The following is a 23411-nucleotide window of genomic DNA, read 5'->3' on the forward strand; positions in this document are numbered from 1 at the left end:
ATTATACTCTTGATACTCTCTCCCGCCCACCGGAAAAATCCGCTGACCCGAAAAATCCGCTGACCCCTTATTACTTGTAGCTTTTTATGTCACTTGTATAATACTTATTGCGCTTTTCCAATTATAAAGAACAAGCGGAAACCCTTTATTTATAGGATTTCCGCTTATTTACTACCGGGTGGGTGGTGGGGCTCGAACCCACGACATTCAGAACCACAATCTGACGCTCTAACCAACTGAACTACATCCACCGTGTTGTTGATTGCTCTTTTAAAGCGAGTGCAAAGGTACATGATTTATTTGAATTAACCAAATAAATCATGTACTTTTTTATCTTTTTATTACTGAGCGGGCTGTGCGGGAGCATCTTGTGATGCTGCGGGAGCCACATTCTGAGTTGTTCCTTCAGCCGGAGTCGCTGTTTCTTTGGCCGGGGCAGTCTCCTGCGTCTGGCTTGCACCGAAACCAGGCAAATTATTAGGATTTGCCGTCGGATTCTCTATATTCTCCATTACAGAACTGTTTGTTGTAGCCTGCGGAGCCACATAAGCACAAAAAATACTGATGACAACCATTGCGGCTGCCAATCCCCATGTGGTCTTCTCCACTACGTCAGTTGTTTTGCGGACACCGCCAATTTGATTGTAAGAGGCAAAATTGGAAGCAAGTCCTCCTCCTTTTGATTCCTGAATCAGCACAATGCCAATCATCAGAATGGCTGCCAATACAATAAGAATTACTAATAATGTGTACATCTTTACTTTATTTTATTATTATTTATTATTATCAATTTCTCCAAGAAACGTATTTGGTCTGCAAAGTAAGCATTTTTTTTTGGATAATTCAAACTTAATCGCTTAATAATTTCCAAAGCCTTTGAATATCTGCCTTGTTTTATGTAAATTCTGGCCAGTGTCTCTGTAAAATAGCTTTCATCTCCGTCTTTTTCCTCATTGATACCATTCGCTTCCGTCTCAGGCGTGAATTGCGGTGTTTCGCTCAGCACAATCTTGCCTTTATCGTTTTCGATAAAAGTATCTATCAGGCTTTGCCCTTTCAACAGTGGAACGTTTTCACCGTCTTTATCGCTGTCTTCCTCGCTTTCAAGAAGATACGCGACATAGTCTACCGCAGCATCAGCCGGTGTGGGACGACGTTTCTTTTTCCCTTCCTTTACCTCTTCTTTCGGTATGGAATCAAGAAAGTTGTCAATAAGATTTATGGTTCTGTTAATATCCTCTTCCGACTTTTCTTTTTCCGCTTCGTTATCTCTATGTCTCTGTGGCAACCGATAGTGCGCCGCCTCGACAAGCCGGAAGATAACTTTTCTGTCTGTGATATATATTGCCGCACGGCGCAATTCCTCATCAAACGATGGATCATGCAACAGGTATAGGTTTTGCAGCATCAGCAATCTTGCCGTCTGAAAGTATGGATACAGCGCAAGTGTGGAGCGTAGTTCGTACAGTGTCTCCCTGTCAAGTTGTTCCGGATGTTTTATAAGCTCTGTTATGTCCATTTCTTCTTACCAGTTAGCTACCGTAGCGTTGAATATCTGATCTGTTATTTCTTTTACCATTTGTGTCACAAGCTCTTCCTGGACAGAGTTCAACGACTGTGTCGTTTCGTATGTTGAAGTCGCCGTAAACTGCCTTTCAAAGTCTTCCGAGTGGTTTGCGTTATTGGTAAATCTGACATTCACGGTCATTGACAGTTCCGTCTGTGCCGAGTAGCCTTCACTCGACACGGCCTTGTTTCGCTGTTCATATCTCGTTATTTCACCTTCCACCTTCATGTCCCCGTTACGTTTAACCTGTATCAGTCGCGTATGGTTGGCATATATATCCTTTAGTTGATTATTGAAAATGCTCGCCATCGGACCCCATACATAATTCGACCGTATAGGAAAGTCGGCTATCTGTATGGTCTTTGTCTTGCTGTAATCAATGCTCGCTCCATTGAATTTATATGATATTGAACATGAGGTTACGGTAATAATAGCGATACATACCAGTAAAGACAAAAGTGCCGAGCCGGACTTTTGTCCGGTTCGGGACATCTGTTTTATGTATGATAAAATATTTGTCATCAGCTTGTCTGATATATTCTTTTGGCTTGTTTGTATTGTATTATCATATATCCTTTATTCCAGTCCGTATTGTTTGATACGCCGATACAGTGTCCTGTCCGATATACCGAGTTCCAATGCGGCTTTTTTACGGTTGCCTCCGTTCCTCTCCAATGCCTTTTCGAGCATTTGTCGCTCCACGTCACTCAGGTTGAGACTTTCAGGCTCTCTTTCCGGCTCTATATATTCTTCCGCTATTGCATCTTCCGCCACCGGCTTTTGGGGCTGTTGTATATATATTTGCGGAGTGGTGATTGTTGGTGTAGCATTATTTACGGCGATCTTCTTGTCTTCCTTTGACACTATTGCTCCGCCCTGTTTGTCATCGAGTTGTTTTTTCAACATTCCCACCTCACGTCTCAGGTCATTCACGTTTCCGCGCAGTTCGAACAGTATCTTATAGAGAATTTCCCTCTCGTTCTCAAAACTGTGATCGCTTCCTTTATTTATGGCTATGAGCTGTGTGCTCTCCTGATCCTGCGGAATAAACCTTTTCAGTATATCCGCCGTTATGGAACGCTCTGTGCTCAGGATTGAGATTTGTTCTGTGATGTTCTTCAACTGCCTCACATTTCCCGGCCATTTATATTTCATCAACATCTGTTTGGCATCTTCCGTGAGCGTCACTTTCTCCATTCTGTACTTCTCCGCCATCTGCATCGCGAACAGTCGGAAAAGCAACGCGATGTCTTCACCGCGATCACGGAGCGGAGGCATCTGTATCGGTATTGAGTTAAGGCGGTAATACAAATCTTCACGGAAACGCCCCTCGCTGATAGCTTTGCGTATGTTCACGTTCGTGGCGGCCACTATACGCACATCGGTCTTCCGCACTTCCGTGGCTCCCACGGGAATATATTCACCCGTTTCGAGCACTCTCAGCAGCCTGGCCTGTGTCGCCAAAGGCAGCTCCCCCACCTCATCAAGAAATAATGTTCCTTTGTTTGCCACTCCGAAATATCCCAGACTGTCGTTTATGGCACCAGTAAAAGAACCTTTCACATGTCCGAACAACTCGCTGTCAATAGTTCCTTCTGGTATGGATCCGCAGTTGATGGCAAAATATTTCTCGCGTTTCCTTGGCGAGTTGTCGTGTATCACCCGCGGAATTATCTCCTTTCCGACACCGCTTTCTCCCACTATAAGCACACTTAAATCTGTTGGCGAGACTTGCAGAGCCACGTCAAGCGCATGATTCAACGCTTCGCAGTTTCCCACGATGTTGTATCTTTGTTTGATATTTTGCAGTTCGGAGACTTTCATTCAGCCTACAAAATTACGAAATTTATTTGACTTCAAACCTATACTTATCGCTTTTTTACAATTTCACACATTTACGACAGTGTGCGGCAATATGCTCACCTCTTGTCGAACTTGATGAGAAGAAGCCCAATCGCGGTCCATATCAATTCCCTGATCCTTACAATCAGCGCCACGAATATACCTGCGTTTGCAGTCATTGCCAGTCCGTTTGCCGACATGAGGAACCCTCCTTCCCGTCCGCCGAGTTGCAGAGGCATGAAAAAAAGCATGTTCGCAAACAGCGATGTGAAAGCCAACGTAAGTATGCTGCTTACATAACTTGCGTCAGGCATGATAACCAACAGAATAAAATATATCTCCAATGCCGATACCACACGACAGGCAAGTTCGAGAAAAACGGCAGTCACAAATGTCCTCCTGTTTTGATTGTGCAGTGCCGCGATCTGCGTGTCTATCGCCGAGAGTTGTTCTCTATGCCGTTCGAAAAAGCCTTGCGCCTTGTGCCTGATCATCGGGAAGCGTCTCAGCACGTTCATGCACCTCACGGCTATGCCTTTCTTATAGCCTTTTAGGAAAAACCAAATAGCCAGCAGGCAGAACGCTCCAACAGCCGAAAGCATTATCCCCATGAAAAAGTTTACCCGTTGAGTAAGTATATAAAGAAATATGGATAACAGCCAAAACCAGAAATGCGAGAATATATGCGTCATGGCATACAGTATCACCGATGATGACGCTCTCTCTGTCCCTATCTTCGGTGAAAGCGACATTATACGGTAAGGCTCGCCTCCCATCAGTCCGCCCGGCGTGGCATAGTTGAGCGCAAATCCAGATACTGTGATTTTATAAAGCCACCAAAAAGCGACCTTGCTACCGCCACCATCCGCTTTTGCCTCTTCACTTCCTGCGTCATCTTTCCCATATCCGTTCTTCGCTTTATCCCTTCCACCTGACGAATTGATGATTATATACCATGCCGATGTATTGAAGATATACAGAAAAAACCACAGTGCTATCACTGCCGGAAACCAATAGCCAGCCCTCTGCAACCCAGCCCAAACCTGAGCGATGTCGAGTTGCGTGACCATTATTACAAGGACAGCGAGTCCGAAGATGAAAAATCCGTTTTGGTATTTCTTCTTCATTCCTCTTTTTGCTGTTTCTCCTCGCGTTTAAACTGTTCTCTTGCCTTAGGAATTGCAAAGCGTGTCTTCTCGCTGTCATCCCTTTTTTCGTGATATAGCTTTGGCAGTGGATTAGCCATCGGCTCATCATGGTTCTTGCGGTTGCGGAAAATATCTATCGCTGTATATACTGCCTGACGGAAAGAGTTCTCATCGGCTACACCTTTTCCGGCTATATCGTATGCCGTACCATGATCCGGAGATGTGCGGATCACCGGCAGTCCGGCCGTATAGTTCACACCGTCTTCCACCGCGAGAGCTTTAAACGGAGCCAGTCCCTGATCGTGATACATTGCCACCACGCCATCAAATCTGTTGTAAGCGCCACTACCGAAAAAGCCGTCTGCCGGATAAGGACCGAACGCCTGTATTCCCTCGGCTTCAAGCTCTTCTATTGCCGGCGCTATCACTTCCTGCTCTTCCGTGCCCAGCAGTCCATTGTCTCCGGCATGCGGATTCAGCGCAAGTACGGCGATACGCGGATTATCAATACGCAAATCGCGCTTCAGCGTCTCGTGAAATATTCTTGTTTTCTCTATTACGGCTTCCTTGGTAACAGCCTTTGCCACATCTTTTATCGGCAGATGGGTCGTCACGAGAGCCACCCTCAGATTACCGTTCATCAGTATCATCAGAGCTTTCTTACCATCGCCGATACAATGTTCGATATATTCCGTATGCCCCGGAAAACTGAACATCTCATTCTGTATCGTATTTTTATTTATCGGAGCCGTCACAAGCACGTCGTACAGTCCTGCCCGGTAGTCGGTCATTGCCCTGTCGAGAGCTTTCAGAGCGGCTTCTCCCGCCTCTATCGAAGGTTGCCCCATGTCTATTTTCACCTCTTCATCAAATGTGGTCAGCATATTTACACGCCCGTCCTGAGCCTCTTCCGCATTGCTGATGATACTGAAATTCGATTCAATGTTAAGTGCCTTGCGATGATATGCCGCCGCTTTCGGCGAACCATATATAATAGGTGTACACAATTCGAGCATGCCCGGCTCTTCAAATGTTTTAAGTATTACCTCATATCCGACGCCGTTAGTGTCGCCGTGCGTGATAGCCACGCGTATCAGTCTGTCTTCCATAAAAACGTGTTATTTTAGTGTATATAGTGCAGCTTCGAGCTGCTTTATAATGTTTCTCTTTTTCTTTCCGGGTGCATATACGAATCCTTCCGCCACGATTACCCGCCCGTTCACGCTGTCTGCCACGGCGTGCGCCACAAACGGTCCTCCCATTGCGTCTCCTTCCATCTGCCACAACCCTTTGACCACAGTCCTCACCTGTCCGTTTTCGACAATCCCGGCCGCTTGCGCTACCGCTTTCCGTTCCGTCCTCATATACATTCCATCGGTCTCTCCCGGCATGTTTACCCGCAATATGCTGTCCCGCTTTACGATTACGGTTTCCGGCGACATGTCTGTTCCTACGTAAGTATATATACAGATGTTGCGCATCGATGTGGCCGAATTGTCAGATAACCACATAAAATGCCGGCTCCGTCTCACAGGTTTCAACCCCATCGGAATATAAATGTCCACTCCGAATGACTTAGCCACCTCTTTCCCGACTTTCCTGTCGCTTGTTTTTTTAAGTTCCGATATTGCCGTCGCCGTCTCGAAACGCTCTATAAGACCGCTTACCGTCCTGCCCGTTCTTTCCAAATCGGCTTTCAGTCGCTCTACCGAGGGTGCCCCCACATATATTGTAATCTGCGGTTCGGCAAAAACGTTTCTCTCGTATCTTACCCTCGTTGCCGTATATTCGTTACCGTCTATTACGACGACTACCATGTTACGGGCGTATTTAATGACTTGCCCTATTTCACCGTTTACCGTCGAAACGTCAATTTTCGGTTCGCTCTGCGGCAGTCCTGGCACCGCATCTTTTTCTATAATGTTTTTCAACAAAGCCACGGCCGCAGGATCCTCTCCTGTGACAAGAACCTCGTATGGGTGTCCTCCGCTTTTGGGTCGAATAGATATTCCGCCATCACACCCCGCAAACGACAGGACAAGCACCAGCGACATGCTCCCCCCAAAAAATCTCATCATCCCTAATTCTGGTTCTTATGAGCCGTGGATAGCAATCCGCAGGCTGCGAAAATATCCTGCCCCCGACTTGCCCTTATGGTAGTAAACACTCCGTGCGATGTCAGATAATCGCGCAACGCTTCCATCCTCCTGTCGTCCGTAGTGCGGAGCGCCACATCAGGTATGGCGTGAAATCTGATTAGATTCATGCGGCATTCCAGACCATCGAGCAGTCTCACTATCTCACGTCCGTGTGCCTGAGTATCGTTGACACCGTCGAAGACTATATATTCAAACGATACTCTCCGTTGCCCTGTGAAATCATATTGTCTCAGAAGTTCCACCACGTCGGCTATCGGCATCTGCCGTTCCGCAGGCATGAGAGACAGCCGCAGCTCATGCAACGGCGAGTGCATGCTTATCGCCACATGGCAATCACTCTCGTCGAGAAAGCGACGCAGTTTGTTTTTCACACCCACGCTGCTCACCGTGATACGCTTAGGGCTCCATGCATAGCCGTAGGCTGACGTGAGTATCCGTGTGGCTCTCAACACGTTGTCGAGGTTATCCATCGGCTCTCCCTGCCCCATAAACACCACGTTGGTAAGCCGTTCCCTTTCGGGCAGCGAGTATATTTGGTTTATTATGTCTCCGGCTGTGAGGTTACCTTCAAATCCCTGTTTGCCAGTCTGACAGAAAAGACAATTCATCTTGCATCCCACCTGCGACGATACGCACAGCGTTCCACGTTCTTTATCGGGTATGAAAACAGTCTCCACGAACTTGCCGTCCGCCGTCGGAAACAGGTATTTCACCGTTCCGTCAACAGACCGCTGACAGTCTGCCGGCTCCATAGCCCCCACGGTGTATTCTTCGGAAAGCCGTGCCCTGTTGGCTTTCGACAGGTTTGTCATCTCGTCGATGCTTTTCACGTGCGCCGTATATAGCCAGCGTGCAATCTGCCCGGCCGTGAAACGAGGCATACCAAGAACGTCGACAACCGCTTTCAGCTCGCTGTCAGTCATTCCCATGAGTGTTTTCTTTCCGATTTTCATCGTATTTATGTCTTTCCTTTAACTTGCAAAGTTACTGCAAATCATCCGAATGACAAAATAAATCATTTGTTTTGTGTCTTTTTGCCTGTGCCTTACCATTGATGATGATTAAGTATCGAAAATTAACCGTGTTTTTTTCGCCGCATCATTACTTTTGCAATCAACCTTCAGCGAATACGGAAGGAACAACCTGGTTATACACTGGTAAAGGCCGTTTACCGACATTATCTTCCAAACTTATAAAAAACAATCCATGGAGATGCTGTGATTAGGAACTTTCACGTTTGGGCTATTATATAGAAAATTTTCATTGGGAAATATTGTAACTGCTTCTATTTCAATATTGCGGAAGCCGCACCTGACTGTTCACCGACTTCGTTGCCACGCTGTACTTTTTTGCCGTAGCCGAAAGTATAGGTAACTGATATATTTATGCGTGGATGATAATTGTTGCCATAGTTAGTGCTCGCTTCCGAATATAATGTAGTTTTGAATTCCGATGTAGAGTTTTCCCACCCCTTGTTTAAGAAATTATAGACAGAAAGTCTGATATTCCAATCCAAATCTGACCAACCTGCGGTCAAGCTGTAATAGTTACTTTTGTGATAGATGGTGTTTGTGTTAAGACTCAAACTTTTTTGCGGCGTTTCATATAATCCTTGAAAATAGAATTGATTAATGTAGTATGCAACCCTAATGCTGAGTTGGAAAGGATTATAATCCAACGGACAAGTCCCTGTTATTTTATGAAAACCCATTTCGGGATTAGCGTAAAGTTGAAGTTTCCCATTTAGCGGTTTCCAACTGAAAGCCATTCCAACCACGCCTGATAGATAATCTCCGTCATTAACCCAATTTCTGAGCAAAGCCAAGCCATCATTGTAATGAGTATAAGTCTGGAACATTCGGTCATACAAGCCGAAAAAACGTCCATAGGCACTCATGCCGAAAGAATTTGACGGCAACCATGTATAGGCAAGGTTCACCGTCATATGCCGGCTGTTTTTCAAATCAGGATTCCCAGAGATATACATCAGTTCATTTTCCTGTAATATGTCTGTCGTTTTTTCTGTTATGCCAGCGGTGTTGCTCGCATATTGAAAATAGGCCGAGAACATATTCTTGTTGTTCAAGGAATATCGCACATTTATATGGGCAAACGGATATCTGTCATCTTTCTTTTGTCCATTGATGTAACTGTTCTCCCAGGCAAATCCGGCATCACAATTTACCGCTATTTTCGGTATCTGAAAATTATACCCAACCAGACATGCGGCAAAACCATTACTGAATTTATCGTTGTAAACATTGGTTCCGGTATAATGAAGATTATTACTCCATTGTCCTCCATTTGCTCCCAACATAAGGGAGTGTTTTTGCCCGATACTCTTTCTCAGATACCCGTCTATTCTGAAATTATAGGCATCTTCCCTTGCCTGCCGTAAAATAGGAGTGGAGTTTCTTGCCGAGTACTCTGTAAAATCATCAGTATGTGTATAGTTGAATACCGGTGATACATCGAAAGAAAAGTTTTTAGGGAGAAAAAAGAAATAAGAGCCGGTATATGAACATGAATTTTTCCGTTGCGGATTATTTCGTTCAAAAGTATTATCCCCTCCACCTACCGTTTCTGGAATATAATCAAGCGTGCCCTTTCGGTAAATACATGGATTGGCAAGGTGCTGAAAACCTAAAGTGTTGCGGATCTGTATTTTATCCGAACTATATGTTGCCCGGAAAGTTATGGGATATTGATTTTGTTTGAACTTGGAACCTTCAAGGGTTTCTATCCTGTTTACAATAAACGGTTTTCCGTCTTTAAGTAATGAATAAATACCTTTGGTGGAACTCCCATCATGACTGTCGCTCCTGTTGCTCGCTCCTAAATATAAATCGTATGTCATCCGTTTGTATGTGAACTTGGAAAAGACATTAACATGACTTGACAAACCAAGCAAAAAATTCTCGTTAGCGGCCAGTTTGGTATATCCTCCGTAAACATATTCCCTGACAACGATGTTGATCACTTTATATTGCCCGCGAAAACGAGAATCTGTCGGGAATTCAAGGTATTCTACTTTCCTGACATCGGCTGTACGAAGACCATCCATTTCTTCTTTTGACGCTTGGAGATAATTGATGTATATCCCAACATCACCACCAAAGTTATCTGTCACTTTTTCGTCTATCGGATTAACTCTAATTTGAGGAATACCCATCACTTTAAGAAGATCCATGGCACTCTGTGCCGAATTTTTCTGTCTGGAAGTTGGTATATAAATTGTGCCGGTGGCAGATGTATGTTGAAGTTGTGCCTTAACCACAACTTCTTCTAATTCATGTGCTTGGATAGAATCCGTACCCTCTTTCTGCGCATTACATCCAATAAAAAAGCAAAACATCGCCGTAAAAATACATATAGTTCTGTTCATACCTGATTGATTTTTTCGGCAAAGTTATGTTTAAAAACTCACATAAGGCTTCACATTTGTTAATCCGGATATTTTTCTTTAATTTCTTTACGCAATCGACTAAGGTGCCCCGGCGTAATTCTCAGGAAAGAAGCAATGTCTTTGAGTTGGAACATTTCAAATAATCCCGGATATTTGGCGACAAGTTGCTCATACCGCTCCCTCGGCGCAATTGTATATGATTCAATCAGTCTTTCGTAAACTTGCCTGAAAAGTTTTTCGCTTGTCCTGGATACTATAAATTGAAATTCACTGTCAGCATACATGCGGTTGCGCAACATACCGGTCGAAACACAATAAATCTCACACGGAGAAATTGCCTTGATTGAAACTTTTGATGGAATGCCATAAATAGAATCAGGGAAATCGGCCACAAACTCTCCTGCAAATTCCAGATTGATGATATGCTCATTACCATCGGAATCAGTTACAATGTATTTGAGAATACCGGTCTTGACAAAACCGATAAAACGTCCTGTCTTTCCCGCTTGCAAGAAAAAATCACCTGCCCGGTAATGGCGCAGTACTCCCTCCCTGACACATAGGCCACGCCAGTAATCAATATCAATTTCTGATATGTAAGGGTTGAACTTGTCCATTCTGCTATTTGATGTTGCAAAGTTAATTAAATATTCCGGCCCAGCGATTAAGTGACTGTAATTATTTATCTTTTATTTAGACCAAACAGCTAACGGAATAAAATCCTTTCCTTATATATCGTTTTATGTCGCAAACGGCATGTTTCGCCACCCACGTTCCATTTTCGCCGGCCGAATATTCGTTTATTACACCTATTTTAATTAATTTTGCGCTACTTAGAGATTTTACGAAAGATAAAAACATAAACAATCATACAAGCATCATGACAGGAAAGATAGATTGCTTCCTCGCCTGCGGCGATTTCGCCGCATTGAAGCCTATGACAGAGGCACTGCTTGGCAGCGGTGTCGTACGCCATATCAACATAATGGCCCGCAGGGCGGATGAGGAAGACACCATACTGCCGGAAGGCTGCACTCTTATGGAGACATGCGGCATGGCAGACACCGAGACGATAAAGAGGATGGCCGCAGCAGCCACAGCCGAATACACACTGTTGCTGACCAAGCCTGTATCCGTGACCTTGGGCATGAAAGCAGTGGAGCGCATGCTCCGCGTGGCGGCGGACTCAGGGGCGGCTCTGACATACAGCGACCATTACAAGACTGTCGGCGGGGAGCGTGTCGCACATCCGGTCACAGACTACCAGGAAGGCAGCGTAAGGGATGATTTCGACTTCGGCTCGGTGCTTCTCGTCAATACGGAGCTATTGCGCAAATACGCCGACCGGCTCTCATCGTCATACCGCTATGCCGGACTTTACGACCTGCGGCTGTTTCTCAGCCGTGAGGGAACGGTGTTCCATCTCAACGAATATCTGTATACCGAAGAGGAAACGGACACGAGAGCGAGCGGCATCAAGCAGTTTGACTATGTAGACCCCGCCAACCGAGAGGTACAGATAGAAATGGAACACGCAGTGACGGCACACCTCGATGCCATCGGAGCGAGAATAGACAGCGGCACATATCCATGCCCCGACTTCGCCGAGCAGGACTTCCCCGTGGAGGCATCGGTAGTCATACCGGTGAGAAACCGTGTGGGCACAATCGGCGACGCGATTAAAAGCGCGCTGTCGCAGAAAACGGATTTCGACTACAACGTTATCGTGGTAGACAACCACTCGACCGACGGCACGACGGAACTCATCGCCAGTCATCAATCCGAACAGGCCGCCGGACGGCTCGTCGCATTACATCCGGAGCGTACGGATCTGGGCATAGGAGGGTGCTGGAACATGGCTATAAACGACTGTCGGTGCGGCCGCTTTGCCGTACAGCTCGACAGCGATGACCTTTACAGTTCCGAAAACACGCTTCAAACCATTGTCGATGCATTCCGAGAACAGAAGGCCGCCATGATAGTAGGCTCTTACAGGATGTGTGATTTCGAGCTGAACACCCTGCCTCCGGGGGTGATAGACCACCGTGAGTGGACGGACACAAACGGGCCAAACAATGCCCTGCGAATAAACGGGCTGGGTGCCCCAAGGGCGTTTTTCACCCCGTTACTACGCCAGGTGCAGTTCCCAAACACGAGCTATGGAGAGGATTACGCCCTCGGACTCATATTCTCAAGGCATTACAGGATAGGCCGCATATACAGCGAACTGTATCTATGCCGGCGATGGTCTGGCAACAGCGACGCGGCTCTCGGCATAGAGAAGATTAACGCCAACAACACTTACAAAGACCGGCTGCGCACCATAGAGATAGCGGCCCGCCGCAGGATGAACAGCGAACGGGAACACGGTAAGGAAGACTTTGCGGTGAGGCGTTTCTTCGCACGGCAGATGGAGACATGGCCGGAAGCCCGCAGACGCTACAGGGAACTCAGGGGGGCGCAGACGCGCGAACTGCCGTGCGGTGCTTTCACGCTCGTGGCTCAGTATAATCCGGCCCGCATCGTGTCTACCGGAGCAAGCATCGCCAAAAACGACATTGCCGCCCGCCCCTGTTTCCTGTGCGAGGCAAACCGCCCCGGTCTACAAATAAAACGCACCATAGACGATGATTTCGAGTTGCTTGTAAACCCGTTCCCTATATTGCCGATGCACTTCACCATACCTGCACGCACGCATCGCCCGCAACTCATAGGCTGTTGCTACGGCGAGATATATGCCATTCTCGACAAATATCCCGACATGATGGTATTCTATAACGGACCCAAGTGCGGGGCGTCGGCTCCCGACCATGCGCACTTTCAGGCCGGAACGAGCGGCGTGCTGCCTTTGCAGCGCGACTGGCAGCGGCTCTGCCGCAACCTTTCGCCTGTGATAGCGGAAGACGATACCACAGGCATTTATATGGTTACTGACTACCCCTGCACGGCATTTCTCGTGCGCAGCGGCACGGCCGAGGCCGGAACAAGGCTTTTCAACAAACTATACTCCGCACTGCCTATGGGCGCTGACGACACCGAACCGATGATGAACATCGTGAGCTGGCGGTCGGACGACGAATATATATCGGTGGTGTTCCCACGCCGCAAGCACCGTCCTGAATGCTACTCTGCGGAGGGTGACGCACGGTTTATGGTCAGCCCGGGTGCGCTCGACATGGCCGGACTCATAATAACGCCGCAAGCCGATGATTTCGACAGGCTTACTCCTGACATCGCCATAGGCATACTCAGGGAGGTGGCTATGACCGGTGAAGACGCGAAGGGCATGGCTGAACGAATGAAAGAGACTGAGAGGGCACTGCAAACGGACGACAACACCGTGTCGATATCGTTCAACGTACCAGAAGTGAACGTGGGCATAGTAAGCGGACGGAAAATATCTTTCTCGTTGAACGCCCCGTATACAGCCAAGGGCGAGACGATAGAAGGTGAGCAAACGGTAGAGTTTCTTGAAGGTACCATACTATGGAACGGAAACCAATACCACGAACTGACCTTTACGCCGCAGGCCGACGGTGCCTCATTCTCGCTGCACGACGTGACTATTGGCGTAAACTTCCACTGGGAACGAAAAGAGACACAGGTTTTCTGCGGCACCCTGCGTCTCGTGGTGGATGCCGACAATATAACGGCAATCAACATATTGCCTGTGGAAGATTACCTTGCCAGCGTGATATCAAGCGAGATGAAAGCCACGTCATCGCCCGAGTTGCTCAAAGCCCACGCCGTTATATCACGCAGCTGGCTGCTGGCTCAGATGGAGAAGCGCGGCCGATTGCAAGACGGCCATAACGGCTTTTTCTCATTCACCAAGAAAGAAGATGAGCTGATAAGGTGGTACGACCGTGAAGACCACACCATTTTCGATGTATGTGCCGACGATCACTGCCAGAGATACCAAGGCATTACGAGAGCCAACAACCGTGCGGTTGAAGAGGCGGTGAAGGCCACTCGCGGACGGATACTCACATACGGCAACGAGATTTGCGACGCAAGGTTCAGCAAGTGTTGCGGCGGAATAACGGAAGAGTTCCAGTATTGCTGGGAAGACACTCCGAAACCGTATCTCGTGGCGGTGCGTGACATTTCTCACGAAGCAAGCAAACGTGGAATGAAAGATTGCGGATGTCAAGTGAATAACGGCGACATGACGAATGCCAACGGAACATCACTATCCTCAACGCCCGATCAACAATACGCTGATATATCATCATGGCTGCGCGGTTCGCCCGACGCCTTCTGCAACACGGCGGACAAGAGCATATTGTCGCAGGTGCTGAACGACTACGACTGCGAGACACCCGACTTCTATCGCTGGCGCGTAGAGTACACGCAGGAAGAACTTTCCAAACTGATAAGCGACAAACTGAAAGACGATTTCGGAGACATTGCCGACCTCGTGCCGTTGGAACGAGGCAAGAGCGGACGCATATCAAAGTTGAAGATAGTCGGCACTAACAAGACGTTCACCATCGGTAAAGAGCTGGAAATACGCCGTACACTCAGCGATACGCATCTTTACAGCAGCGCGTTTGTCGTGGATAAGTATGATATAGTAAACGGAATACCCGGCCGTTTCACGCTAATCGGAGCCGGTTGGGGACACGGTGTCGGCCTGTGCCAAATCGGAGCGGCCGTGATGGGTGCCCGGGGATATGGCTACGACAGTATCCTGCTGCATTATTACCGTGGCGCCGAGATAAAGAAGATATATTGATTACGAAAAGAAAAAATACGGATTCCATTACAAAGAAGCGTCGATTACATTACGAAAAAGCGCAGATCTCATTGCTAAAAAGCACAAAGTCCGTTTTTTATAAAACCAAAACACCTTACGACGGGAAAACCAAATGTTTCCCGATTTAAAAAGAAAGATATAAAGATAAGCAAAGCAAATGAAGCAAACACGCAGTCCGTGGGCATGGGTTCCCACGCTATATTTCGCCGAGGGAATACCATACGTCACGGTGATGACAATATCGCTGATAATGTATAAGCGTCTCGGTATGTCAAATACCGATATCACCCTATACACATCATGGCTCTACCTGCCGTGGGTCATAAAGCCGTTTTGGAGTCCGTTCATAGACCTTGTCAAGACAAAGCGTTGGTGGATAACGGCCATGCAGCTACTCGTCGGAGCTGCGCTGGGCGGTGTGGCATTTACCGTTCCGGGACCGTGGTGGCTGCAAGGCACGCTGTTCTTCTTCTGGCTGATGGCTTTTGCGAGCGCCACTCACGACATCGCGGCCGACGGTTTCTATATGCTCGGGCTCGACCAGCACTGCCAGGCACTGTTTGTCGGCATCCGCTCCACGTTCTACCGCATAGCCACCATCGTGGGACAGGGCTTCCTCGTGATGCTGGCGGGCAACCTCGAAGTGCTCACCCGCAACGTACGCTACTCGTGGAGCCTTATGTTTTATTTCATGGCGGGAATGCTAATAGCCCTCTGGCTATATCACAACTGGGCTTTGCCGCGTCCCGACGAAGACAGCGACAGAGACGGTATGACGGGCAGCATGCTTGTCTCCGAATTGAAATACACTTTCGTCACTTTCTTCCGTAAGCCACAGGTATGGGCGGGTATATGCTTCATGCTATTCTATCGCATGCCCGAAGGCTTGCTCACAAAGGTGTCGGCCCTGTTTCTCATCGACCCCGGTCATAACGGAGGACTCGGCCTCTCGCCCGCCGAATATGGATTTGTGCAGGGCACTGTGGGCGTAGTTGGACTGACATTAGGCGGCATTCTCGGTGGGATAGCAGCCGGAAGCCACGGTCTTAAACACTGGCTCTGGCCAATGGTATGCGCCATCACGCTTCCCGATGCAGTTTATGTATATCTCAGTTATGCGATGCCTTCCGACCTGATAATAATCAATGCCTGCGTATTTGTGGAGCAGTTCGGATACGGTTTCGGCTTTTCTGCATACATGCTATACCTTATATATTATAGCAGGGGAGAGCACAAAACGTCCCATTATGCGCTGTGCACCGCCCTCATGGCTCTCTCTATGATGATACCCGGACTTTTTGCCGGCGCATTGCAGGAGGCGGTGGGCTACAGAACGTTTTTCATCATAGTCATGCTTACGTGCTCACTCACGTTCATTGTGTCGTCATTCCTGAAAATAGACCCTGAGTTTGGCAAAAAAACGAATGGCAAATAACAAACGGTTTGTCTGTCGTAAAAGCGCTCGCATATTATCGGCAAAGAGAAATCCCCTGTCAAAAGTAGGAGAAACCCTATGCCGGAATAGGATAAAAACTTTGGCGGCATGGAAAATAATTATTACTTTTGCGACATGCAAATAAATAAACACTTAATTATATGAGAAAGGTTTACAACTACACATTGACGCTTGTGATGGCTGTGTTCACGGTCTTTTCGCTTGCAAGTTGCACTGACGATGACGTGGATCAGGCATACGACATGAACGGTATCTGGCAGGGAACGATACAAGGCGAGTACTATAACGACAGATACGGACGTGACGGACAGTGGGACACTGAGATACAGTTCGTGCAAGACGGAGATTTCTCCAACGGCGGATACGGCTATGAAGAGGATTATTCATACTACTGGAACCGTGTGTACCGCTCGAAATTCTATTGGGAAGTGAGAAACGGACGGATCCTTCTCGACTACGATGACGGCTATCGGATAATAATCCGTGACTACGAGTTATACTCTGTGGGCAGAGGCATGCGTTTCAGAGGATACCTCGACGATTGGGATACCGGCGAGACACTGGCGTCGTTCAATCTGGTGAAAGTCAGCGACTGGACCGACTGGGCGAAAAAGCACAACGCCGCTTTTGACGATGCCGACGAGTAATCAGTGCCTGCGGCGCATAAAGAAAATCGGCTGAAGATGACTTCCATCTTCAGCCGATTTTCTTATATTTTCATCTTACCACCTGATTATTCTTCAGCGGCAATCCCACCGAGTGTATCACGATACTCGCTCACCAGCCGTCCTATAATCTCACCGGCGGGTATCACTTCATCCACTGCCGACGCTATCTGGCCTATCTCAAGTTCACCGTTGTCTGTATCGCCCTCGAATATTCCACGTTTTGAAGCCGCCTTGCCTATAATCTCACGCAACTCATCCGCTTCTGCCCCGCGTGCTTCCGCCTCGGCCACCTTATCATACAGGCTGTTCTTAACCAGTCTGGTCGGTGAAATCTTTTTCAGGCACAGCATGGTATCGCCTTCCGAGAGCGAGACACACTTCCGCTTGAATGCCTCCGAGGCCGAGCTTTCTGCCGCAAGGGCAAACAATGTCCCTATCTGCACGCCCTCGGCACCGAGCATCCGTGCCGCAGCAAAGGCTCTGCCGCTGCCTATTCCTCCCGCCGCTATCAGCGGCAGGTCCACAGCCTGCCTCACCTGGGGTATGAGCACCATCGTCGTAGTCTCCTCGCGGCCGTTGTGTCCTCCGGCCTCAAATCCCTCTGCAACGACAGCATCCACACCGGCCTCCTCGCATTTACGTGCAAAAAGGCTGCTCGACACCACGTGAGCGACCTTTATTCCGGCCTGGTGGAGCATCGGCGTAAACTTCTTCGGACTTCCCGCCGAAGTGAAAACTATTCTCACACCCTCCTCAACGATTATTCCCATCAGCCTGTCAATCTCAGGATACATCAGCGGAACGTTCACACCCCAAGGCTTGTCCGTGGCCGCTTTCATCTTTCTTATATGCTCCCGCAACGTTTCCGGATGCATAGACCCGGCGCCGAGCAGTCCCAGGCCGCCGGCATTGCTCACGGCAGCGGCCAGCCGCCATCCGCTGCACCACACCATACCGCCCTGTATAATAGGGTATTTGATGCCGAATAAATCACAAATTCTGTTCATAAGCTCCCTTTTTTCTTAATCTATCTTTATAATGGCAAAGATAAACTTTTTTTGTGAATACTTATCTATAAATATTTCGTTTCTCTGTCTTTCTTCCTTATTTTTGCACTGTGTCAAGACTTAAAGGCATGAACGCGAGGTCGAGCGCAACCATGATTAACACTACACTGCTTGCCCTCAGATGCCCGAAGCTGATGCATGAGATAAGTAAAAAGATTGTTTAACGCATTAAAATTTGAGAGTTATGACAGGATTAATTGGTTCGATTATTATCGGAATTTTAGCCGGTTTCTTGGCCGGTAAGATTATGAGAGGCGGCGGTTACGGCTGCTTGATCAATTTGCTTCTCGGTGTTGTCGGTGGAGCGTTTGGTGGTTGGATATTCAATGCTCTGGGGATCTATTGGGGCGGAACCATCGGTCAGCTTGCGACCGCGGTTATCGGAGCCGTTTCGTTATTGTTTATCGCATCATTATTCAAGAAAAGTTAAGGAGGTGTTCTAATACTATAATCATGGCGCGACAGGGCCGCAACCCGGTTGCGCCATGATTGTTTATCGGCGGTTTTATAAAAAAACGGGCATATCGGCCACCATACGCACACGCCATTTGGCACACTGCGGGCATGACGGCCGTTATTTGCGTAAAAATCACTATCTTTGCGGCATAGAAACCGACGCCGGCCACCGTGTGTAAAGCCTAACGATGCAGAGCGTCATCATACCAAAACGACAATGAGACAGATAAAAGAAAACACATCGTTGCTGTTCGTATGCCTCGGCAATATATGCCGGTCACCGGCCGCGGAGGGAATAATGAGACACATCGTGGAACGCAGGGGCCTGGAAGACAGGATTAAGATAGACTCGGCCGGTGTCAGCGGTTGGCATGAGGGAGAACTGCCCGACAGGCGGATGAGAAGCCACGGAGCCGACCACGGATATGATTTCAGCAGCCGTTCGAGACAGTTTTCGAGAGACGATTTCAAGCGTTTCGACCATATCGTGGTGATGGACGACGACAACTATTCCGACATTACAGCCATGGCACGCAACAAAGACGAGCGCAGCCGTGTGGTGATGATGACCGACTTTCTTCGCAATCACACCGGACACACATCCGTGCCAGACCCTTATTATGGCGGCGACAGAGGCTTCGAGCTTGTCATCGAGCTGCTCGAAGATGCATGCGAGGGGCTTCTCGAACAGGTAATAAAAGACCTTGACATCCGATGACACACGTGAACTGCACCCAAAAGTTTTTTGTCTAACTTTTGGGGTGCAGCTCACTTTTTGGGGTCACTTCACACGGCACACAGCACATGGCAGAGAAATATCTCTACGACCCAAACTCACCAATGCCCAACGAAGAACTGTATATCACTTTCCTCGAAGAAATCATGCGAAGCCCGTTGCTCGATGACACGGAAAAGACCAAACCGGCTTTCGCCCTTAAAGCGGCGAAGAAAAACCGTCTCGGAACCGTTGCGGCCGACTTCGAATACACAGACAGGCACGGCCGACGACGCTCGCTGCACGGCACAAAAGCCGAGACTACGGTACTCGTGTTCTACGACCCCGACTGCGGACACTGCACTGAAATAATGAAAGAGCTGAAAGATGATGCCGCACTGCGCAAAGCCACTCAAGAAAACAGGGTGACCGTGCTCGCTATATATTCCGACGGCGACCGCAAACTGTGGGACGAAACCAAGGACTCGCTACCGGCCGAATGGCTCGCAGGCTTCGACATTTCGGATATACAGCGGCGCGGAACTTACATTCTGAGGGCAATGCCCACCATATACATGCTCGACAGTTCGAAAACGGTGTTGGCGAAAGACGTGATGCCGACATTCATACATGCCGCACTGAGCGGAAACACCACGCAACAATAAAAAACGCGCTATAATAAAAAGCAGGAATGCCGCCATAAGCAAGACTACAGCGCAAAGCGAACGATATAGCAATACCGACACACAGTCTATATATATGAGAGCAAAAGCGCCCGACAGCCAGTAGACGGCTGTTCACAGAGGCTCCCGGAACACGTTGCCGGGAGCCTCTGTGCGCTTTACATATATGACAGAAAGCACAAAAGAAGACCGTGCACACAAGGCAAAGTCAACCGCATACAAACAGAAAAGCCCAATTGCCCCACTCCCAAAGAAAAGATACAAGAAACTTATTGCCAACTCGGCAATTGCCGGTAGGCATAATTAAGGTAAGCTATAAAATAAAAAACGGAATAAGCAATAAATAAAATGTATAAACACCCGACAAGACAATATCGAGTAAAAGAGCGTCATTTGCCTATATCCTCACCTTCACGAGGGAGTCTTTTTACGTATTTCATCTCGTGAAGTATCCTTGCTTTACGTTTTATGACATAAGGACTCGGACGAGAAGAATCAAAACGGATTGGATTAGGCAAAGTCGCGGCGATAAGCGCACATTGCCCGCTTGTAAGCTCATCGGCGCTACATCCGAAATTAGAGCGTGCCACAGCCTCAGCCCCATATATGCCGTCGCCCATCTCAATGGAATTGAGGTACACTTCCATTATGCGCTGTTTACTCCACATCAATTCGATAAGAGCGGTGAAATATACCTCAAACGCCTTTCTTGTCCACGTGCGTCCGGGCCATAAAAAAACATTTTTTGCCGTCTGCTGTGATATAGTGCTGGCACCCAACCTACGCTTGCCGTTGCTTCTGAGATTACGTCGAGCAGCGCTCTCTATAGCCTTAAAGTCAAATCCATGATGTGAAAGAAAATGTGAATCCTCGCTTGCCATGACGGCCTTGGGCAAATCGGGAGATATTTTTTCAAGCGGAACCCACGTATGACGCAAACGTATTTCCTTGCCTTCCATAACCTGTTGCCCAACCCTTATGAACATGAGCGGAGTGAAATAAACCGGCAAGAAACGTAAAGCCACAACAGAAAGAATGGTGGAGCCTAAAAAGACTACCACCATCCATCTTAAAATCTTCTTGATTTTCTTCAACAACAGCATATTATTGAAGTGTTCCGTTCTCTGCGGCCTTAACCATCTGCTCGCTTGCATACATGTAAACCTCCACGCGGCGGTTTTGCTTGCGGCCTTCAACAGTCGAGTTGTCGGCAACAGGATTTGACGAACCCTGACCCTCAACAGACTTGATCTGTGAAGCGGAAACGCCACAGCTCTTCAAGTAATTGGACACGCTGTTGGCGCGGCTTACGGAAAGCGGCTGGTTGATTGCGTCAGAACCGGTATTGTCGGTATGGCCATATATAGCCACATCACAATCCTTGTACTCGTTAAGCACCTTGGCGAAACTTGCCAGGGAATTCTTTGCCGCAGTGTTAAGGTCAGCCTTGTTTGTGGCAAAAAGGATACCGGAATCAAACGTCACCTTCACGGCAGGAAGTCCGTTAGCGTCTTTAACCTCCTGAACCTGGGCATTCTGAACAGCCTCGGCTCTCTTCTTTGCCTTGTCCATACGATTACCGATTATAGCACCCGTACCGGCACCGACAGCGGCTCCGAGAGCGGCTCCCACTCCGGTATTACCGGCTATCTTACCTACTATCGCACCCAAAACGGCTCCACCACCCGTACCGATCGCGGCACCTTTCTGAGTGTTATTACATCCTGTCAATACAATACCAAGACAGAGAACAAAAGTAAAAATCTTAAACTTTTTCATATTGCTATTAAACTATTAATTAATACTCGAATTTGATGCAAAGATAGTCTATTTATCCCAATACTGAACAGTTTACAACTTTTTTTTGTACTTTTGCAATCAAATTATGATAAAATAAGTAAGAAACATGGCTAAGGAACTAAAAGAACTAACAAAAAGAGCCGACAATTACAGTCAGTGGTACAATGATCTTATCGTAAAGGCTGAACTTGCGGAACAGTCTGCCGTCAGAGGATGTATGGTTATCAAGCCATACGGATATGCTATATGGGAAAAAATGCAACGCCAGCTTGACAACATGTTCAAGGAGACAGGCGCACAGAACGCCTATTTCCCGCTTCTTATACCCAAGTCATTCCTTTCAAGAGAGGCCGAGCACGTCGAAGGATTTGCCAAAGAGTGCGCCGTTGTCACCCATTACCGTCTCCGTGCCAAGGAAGACAAGAGCGGTGTCGAGGTAGACCCGGCCGCACGTCTCGACGAGGAGCTTATCATCCGCCCCACATCGGAAACCATCATCTGGAACACATATAAGAACTGGATTCACTCATGGCGCGACCTGCCCTTGATGTGCAACCAATGGTGCAACGTGATGCGTTGGGAAATGCGCACCCGCCCATTCCTCCGCACGAGCGAATTCCTTTGGCAGGAAGGACACACCGCCCACGCCACACGCGAGGAGGCGGAAGAGGAAGCAAAGAAAATGCTGCACGTCTATGCCGAGTTTGCCGAGCAATGGATGGCCGTGCCGGTACTGCAGGGCGTGAAAAGCGAGACCGAACGGTTTGCCGGAGCCCTCGACACATACACCATCGAGGCAATGATGCAGGACGGAAAAGCCCTTCAAAGCGGCACCAGCCACTTCCTCGGACAGAACTTCGCCAAGGCTTTTGACGTCACATACCTTAACAAAGACAACAAGCCCGAATATGTATGGGCCACATCATGGGGCGTATCGACCCGCCTTATCGGCGCCCTCATCATGACACACTCCGACGACAACGGTCTCGTACTGCCTCCGAAACTTGCTCCGATACAGGTTGTCATAGTTCCTATAACCAAGGGTGCGGAGCAATTACAAGCCATCACCGAGAAGCTCACTCCCGTGATAAGCGCCCTCAGGGCTGCCGGCATCAGTGTCAAGTATGATGATGCGGACAATAAACGCCCTGGATTCAAATTTGCCGACTATGAACTGAAAGGCGTTCCGGTACGTCTCGTCATGGGCGGACGCGACCTTGAAAACAACACCGTCGAGGTAATGCGCCGCGATACGCTTGAAAAAGAGACGGTATCATTGGACGGTATCGTGGAATATACCGGTAAGTTGCTCGATGACATACAGAAGAACATACTCGAAAAAGCGCGCAAGTATCGTGACGAGCGCGTGTATGAGTGCGACAACTACGAGGAATTCAAGGAGAAAGTGAAGAACGGCGGTTTCTTCCTTTGCCACTGGGACGGCACGGCCGAGACCGAGGCTAAAATCAAGGAAGACACCCAAGCCACGATACGCTGCGTGCCGTTTGCATACGAGCAGACTCCCGGTGTCGACATGGTAAGCGGCAAACCTGCCAAGTGCCGTGTGATAATAGCCAGAAGCTACTAATAGGACAAAATACGACAAACTTTCGGCCATCGGCCGCATGAATATACGGTGATGACAACCATCCCGTAAATAAAAGATATCCATGCGGCCGATGGCC

Annotated in this window: 20 protein-coding genes and 1 tRNA gene; 7 read left to right on the forward strand and 14 right to left on the reverse strand. The window is 48.1% G+C overall.

What is annotated here, in order from left to right; translation table 11 throughout:
• Positions 1–177: 177 nt before the first annotated feature.
• From MoGM_RS04095 to MoGM_RS04145, 11 genes are all read right to left on the reverse strand, one after another.
• Positions 178–251 (reverse strand) — tRNA-His (locus MoGM_RS04095).
• Positions 252–341: 90 nt separating this feature from the next.
• Positions 342–755 carry a preprotein translocase subunit SecG gene (gene secG / locus MoGM_RS04100; protein WP_104368864.1) on the reverse strand — a complete coding sequence of 138 codons (414 nt, stop codon included), beginning with the start codon at positions 753–755 and terminating at the stop codon, positions 342–344.
• A gap of 2 nt (positions 756–757) precedes the next feature.
• Positions 758–1519, reverse strand: a complete 762-nt coding sequence (locus MoGM_RS04105; protein WP_104368865.1) for a tetratricopeptide repeat protein — start codon at positions 1517–1519, stop codon at positions 758–760.
• Positions 1520–1525: 6 nt separating this feature from the next.
• Positions 1526–2089, reverse strand: coding sequence for an LPS assembly lipoprotein LptE (lptE, locus tag MoGM_RS04110; protein ID WP_371410497.1), 564 nt, complete (start codon positions 2087–2089; stop codon positions 1526–1528).
• A 54-nt stretch (positions 2090–2143) separates the two neighbouring features.
• Positions 2144–3391 carry a sigma-54-dependent Fis family transcriptional regulator gene (locus tag MoGM_RS04115; protein ID WP_104368866.1) on the reverse strand — a complete coding sequence of 416 codons (1248 nt, stop codon included), beginning with the start codon at positions 3389–3391 and terminating at the stop codon, positions 2144–2146.
• A gap of 95 nt (positions 3392–3486) precedes the next feature.
• Positions 3487–4536, reverse strand: a complete 1050-nt coding sequence (locus tag MoGM_RS04120; RefSeq protein ID WP_104368867.1) for a lysylphosphatidylglycerol synthase transmembrane domain-containing protein — start codon at positions 4534–4536, stop codon at positions 3487–3489.
• Positions 4533–5666: a 4-hydroxythreonine-4-phosphate dehydrogenase PdxA gene (pdxA, locus tag MoGM_RS04125; protein ID WP_104368868.1), complete on the reverse strand. Its 1134-nt coding sequence runs from the start codon at positions 5664–5666 to the stop codon at positions 4533–4535. Before pdxA ends, MoGM_RS04120 begins: the two co-directional genes overlap by 4 nt.
• 9 nt (positions 5667–5675) lie before the next feature.
• On the reverse strand, positions 5676–6635 hold the full coding sequence (locus tag MoGM_RS04130) for a DUF4837 family protein (RefSeq protein WP_104368869.1): 960 nt from the start codon (positions 6633–6635) through the stop codon (positions 5676–5678).
• A 2-nt stretch (positions 6636–6637) separates the two neighbouring features.
• Entirely contained in the window at positions 6638–7669 is a 1032-nt protein-coding gene (rlmN, locus tag MoGM_RS04135; RefSeq protein ID WP_104368870.1) for a 23S rRNA (adenine(2503)-C(2))-methyltransferase RlmN, read from the reverse strand.
• Positions 7670–8001: 332 nt separating this feature from the next.
• Positions 8002–10101: a hypothetical protein gene (locus MoGM_RS04140; protein ID WP_104368871.1), complete on the reverse strand. Its 2100-nt coding sequence runs from the start codon at positions 10099–10101 to the stop codon at positions 8002–8004.
• A 59-nt stretch (positions 10102–10160) separates the two neighbouring features.
• Positions 10161–10739 carry a Crp/Fnr family transcriptional regulator gene (locus MoGM_RS04145; protein WP_104368872.1) on the reverse strand — a complete coding sequence of 193 codons (579 nt, stop codon included), beginning with the start codon at positions 10737–10739 and terminating at the stop codon, positions 10161–10163.
• 263 nt (positions 10740–11002) lie between these two features.
• Here MoGM_RS04145 and MoGM_RS04150 point away from each other — a divergent pair, with 263 nt between their 5' ends.
• From MoGM_RS04150 to MoGM_RS04160, 3 genes are all read left to right on the forward strand, one after another.
• Complete coding sequence (locus tag MoGM_RS04150) at positions 11003–14860, forward strand: DUF4922 domain-containing protein (RefSeq protein ID WP_104368873.1); 3858 nt, start codon at positions 11003–11005, stop codon at positions 14858–14860.
• Positions 14861–15038: 178 nt separating this feature from the next.
• Entirely contained in the window at positions 15039–16316 is a 1278-nt protein-coding gene (locus MoGM_RS04155; RefSeq protein WP_104368874.1) for an MFS transporter, read from the forward strand.
• A 161-nt stretch (positions 16317–16477) separates the two neighbouring features.
• The gene (locus tag MoGM_RS04160) at positions 16478–16984 is read left to right on the forward strand and encodes a hypothetical protein (protein ID WP_104368875.1); all 507 of its coding nucleotides are present in this window, start codon (positions 16478–16480) and stop codon (positions 16982–16984) included.
• Between the two features lie 86 nt (positions 16985–17070).
• Here the strand turns inward: MoGM_RS04160 and MoGM_RS04165 are convergent, their stop codons facing one another.
• Positions 17071–18012: a nitronate monooxygenase family protein gene (locus tag MoGM_RS04165; protein ID WP_104368876.1), complete on the reverse strand. Its 942-nt coding sequence runs from the start codon at positions 18010–18012 to the stop codon at positions 17071–17073.
• Between the two features lie 244 nt (positions 18013–18256).
• Here MoGM_RS04165 and MoGM_RS04170 point away from each other — a divergent pair, with 244 nt between their 5' ends.
• From MoGM_RS04170 to MoGM_RS04180, 3 genes are all read left to right on the forward strand, one after another.
• Positions 18257–18502, forward strand: coding sequence for a GlsB/YeaQ/YmgE family stress response membrane protein (locus MoGM_RS04170; RefSeq protein WP_104368877.1), 246 nt, complete (start codon positions 18257–18259; stop codon positions 18500–18502).
• A 243-nt stretch (positions 18503–18745) separates the two neighbouring features.
• Positions 18746–19246, forward strand: a complete 501-nt coding sequence (locus MoGM_RS04175) for a low molecular weight protein-tyrosine-phosphatase (protein WP_104368878.1) — start codon at positions 18746–18748, stop codon at positions 19244–19246.
• An 86-nt stretch (positions 19247–19332) separates the two neighbouring features.
• A complete protein-coding gene (locus MoGM_RS04180) occupies positions 19333–19908 on the forward strand; it encodes a DUF5106 domain-containing protein (protein WP_104368879.1) in 576 nt (191 codons plus the stop codon).
• 407 nt (positions 19909–20315) lie between these two features.
• Here the strand turns inward: MoGM_RS04180 and mtgA are convergent, their stop codons facing one another.
• A complete protein-coding gene (gene mtgA / locus MoGM_RS04185) occupies positions 20316–21029 on the reverse strand; it encodes a monofunctional biosynthetic peptidoglycan transglycosylase (protein WP_199181765.1) in 714 nt (237 codons plus the stop codon).
• A gap of 1 nt (position 21030) precedes the next feature.
• On the reverse strand, positions 21031–21705 hold the full coding sequence (locus MoGM_RS04190; RefSeq protein ID WP_104368880.1) for an OmpA family protein: 675 nt from the start codon (positions 21703–21705) through the stop codon (positions 21031–21033).
• Between the two features lie 127 nt (positions 21706–21832).
• Here MoGM_RS04190 and proS point away from each other — a divergent pair, with 127 nt between their 5' ends.
• Entirely contained in the window at positions 21833–23314 is a 1482-nt protein-coding gene (gene proS / locus MoGM_RS04195) for a proline--tRNA ligase (protein ID WP_104368881.1), read from the forward strand.
• Positions 23315–23411 lie beyond the last annotated feature (97 nt).

Source organism: Prevotella sp. MGM1, from assembly GCF_002933775.1.
Classification (GTDB): Bacteria; Bacteroidota; Bacteroidia; order Bacteroidales; family Bacteroidaceae; genus Prevotella.

What these genes read in the sequence shown, in the direction of transcription:
- MoGM_RS04180 (WP_104368879.1), top strand. Translation starts at nt 19,333, where the DNA reads ATGGCAGAGAAATATCTCTACGACCCAAACTCACCAATGCCCAACGAA.
- mtgA (WP_199181765.1), bottom strand. Translation starts at nt 21,029, where the DNA reads ATGCTGTTGTTGAAGAAAATCAAGAAGATTTTAAGATGGATGGTGGTA.
- MoGM_RS04160 (WP_104368875.1), top strand. Translation starts at nt 16,478, where the DNA reads ATGAGAAAGGTTTACAACTACACATTGACGCTTGTGATGGCTGTGTTC.
- secG (WP_104368864.1), bottom strand. Translation starts at nt 755, where the DNA reads ATGTACACATTATTAGTAATTCTTATTGTATTGGCAGCCATTCTGATG.
- MoGM_RS04115 (WP_104368866.1), bottom strand. Translation starts at nt 3,391, where the DNA reads ATGAAAGTCTCCGAACTGCAAAATATCAAACAAAGATACAACATCGTG.
- MoGM_RS04120 (WP_104368867.1), bottom strand. Translation starts at nt 4,536, where the DNA reads ATGAAGAAGAAATACCAAAACGGATTTTTCATCTTCGGACTCGCTGTC.
- MoGM_RS04165 (WP_104368876.1), bottom strand. Translation starts at nt 18,012, where the DNA reads ATGAACAGAATTTGTGATTTATTCGGCATCAAATACCCTATTATACAG.
- MoGM_RS04140 (WP_104368871.1), bottom strand. Translation starts at nt 10,101, where the DNA reads ATGAACAGAACTATATGTATTTTTACGGCGATGTTTTGCTTTTTTATT.
- rlmN (WP_104368870.1), bottom strand. Translation starts at nt 7,669, where the DNA reads ATGAAAATCGGAAAGAAAACACTCATGGGAATGACTGACAGCGAGCTG.
- MoGM_RS04150 (WP_104368873.1), top strand. Translation starts at nt 11,003, where the DNA reads ATGACAGGAAAGATAGATTGCTTCCTCGCCTGCGGCGATTTCGCCGCA.
- pdxA (WP_104368868.1), bottom strand. Translation starts at nt 5,666, where the DNA reads ATGGAAGACAGACTGATACGCGTGGCTATCACGCACGGCGACACTAAC.
- MoGM_RS04155 (WP_104368874.1), top strand. Translation starts at nt 15,039, where the DNA reads ATGAAGCAAACACGCAGTCCGTGGGCATGGGTTCCCACGCTATATTTC.
- MoGM_RS04190 (WP_104368880.1), bottom strand. Translation starts at nt 21,705, where the DNA reads ATGAAAAAGTTTAAGATTTTTACTTTTGTTCTCTGTCTTGGTATTGTA.
- MoGM_RS04130 (WP_104368869.1), bottom strand. Translation starts at nt 6,635, where the DNA reads ATGATGAGATTTTTTGGGGGGAGCATGTCGCTGGTGCTTGTCCTGTCG.
- MoGM_RS04175 (WP_104368878.1), top strand. Translation starts at nt 18,746, where the DNA reads ATGAGACAGATAAAAGAAAACACATCGTTGCTGTTCGTATGCCTCGGC.
- MoGM_RS04170 (WP_104368877.1), top strand. Translation starts at nt 18,257, where the DNA reads ATGACAGGATTAATTGGTTCGATTATTATCGGAATTTTAGCCGGTTTC.
- MoGM_RS04105 (WP_104368865.1), bottom strand. Translation starts at nt 1,519, where the DNA reads ATGGACATAACAGAGCTTATAAAACATCCGGAACAACTTGACAGGGAG.
- lptE (WP_371410497.1), bottom strand. Translation starts at nt 2,089, where the DNA reads ATGACAAATATTTTATCATACATAAAACAGATGTCCCGAACCGGACAA.
- MoGM_RS04145 (WP_104368872.1), bottom strand. Translation starts at nt 10,739, where the DNA reads ATGGACAAGTTCAACCCTTACATATCAGAAATTGATATTGATTACTGG.
- proS (WP_104368881.1), top strand. Translation starts at nt 21,833, where the DNA reads ATGGCTAAGGAACTAAAAGAACTAACAAAAAGAGCCGACAATTACAGT.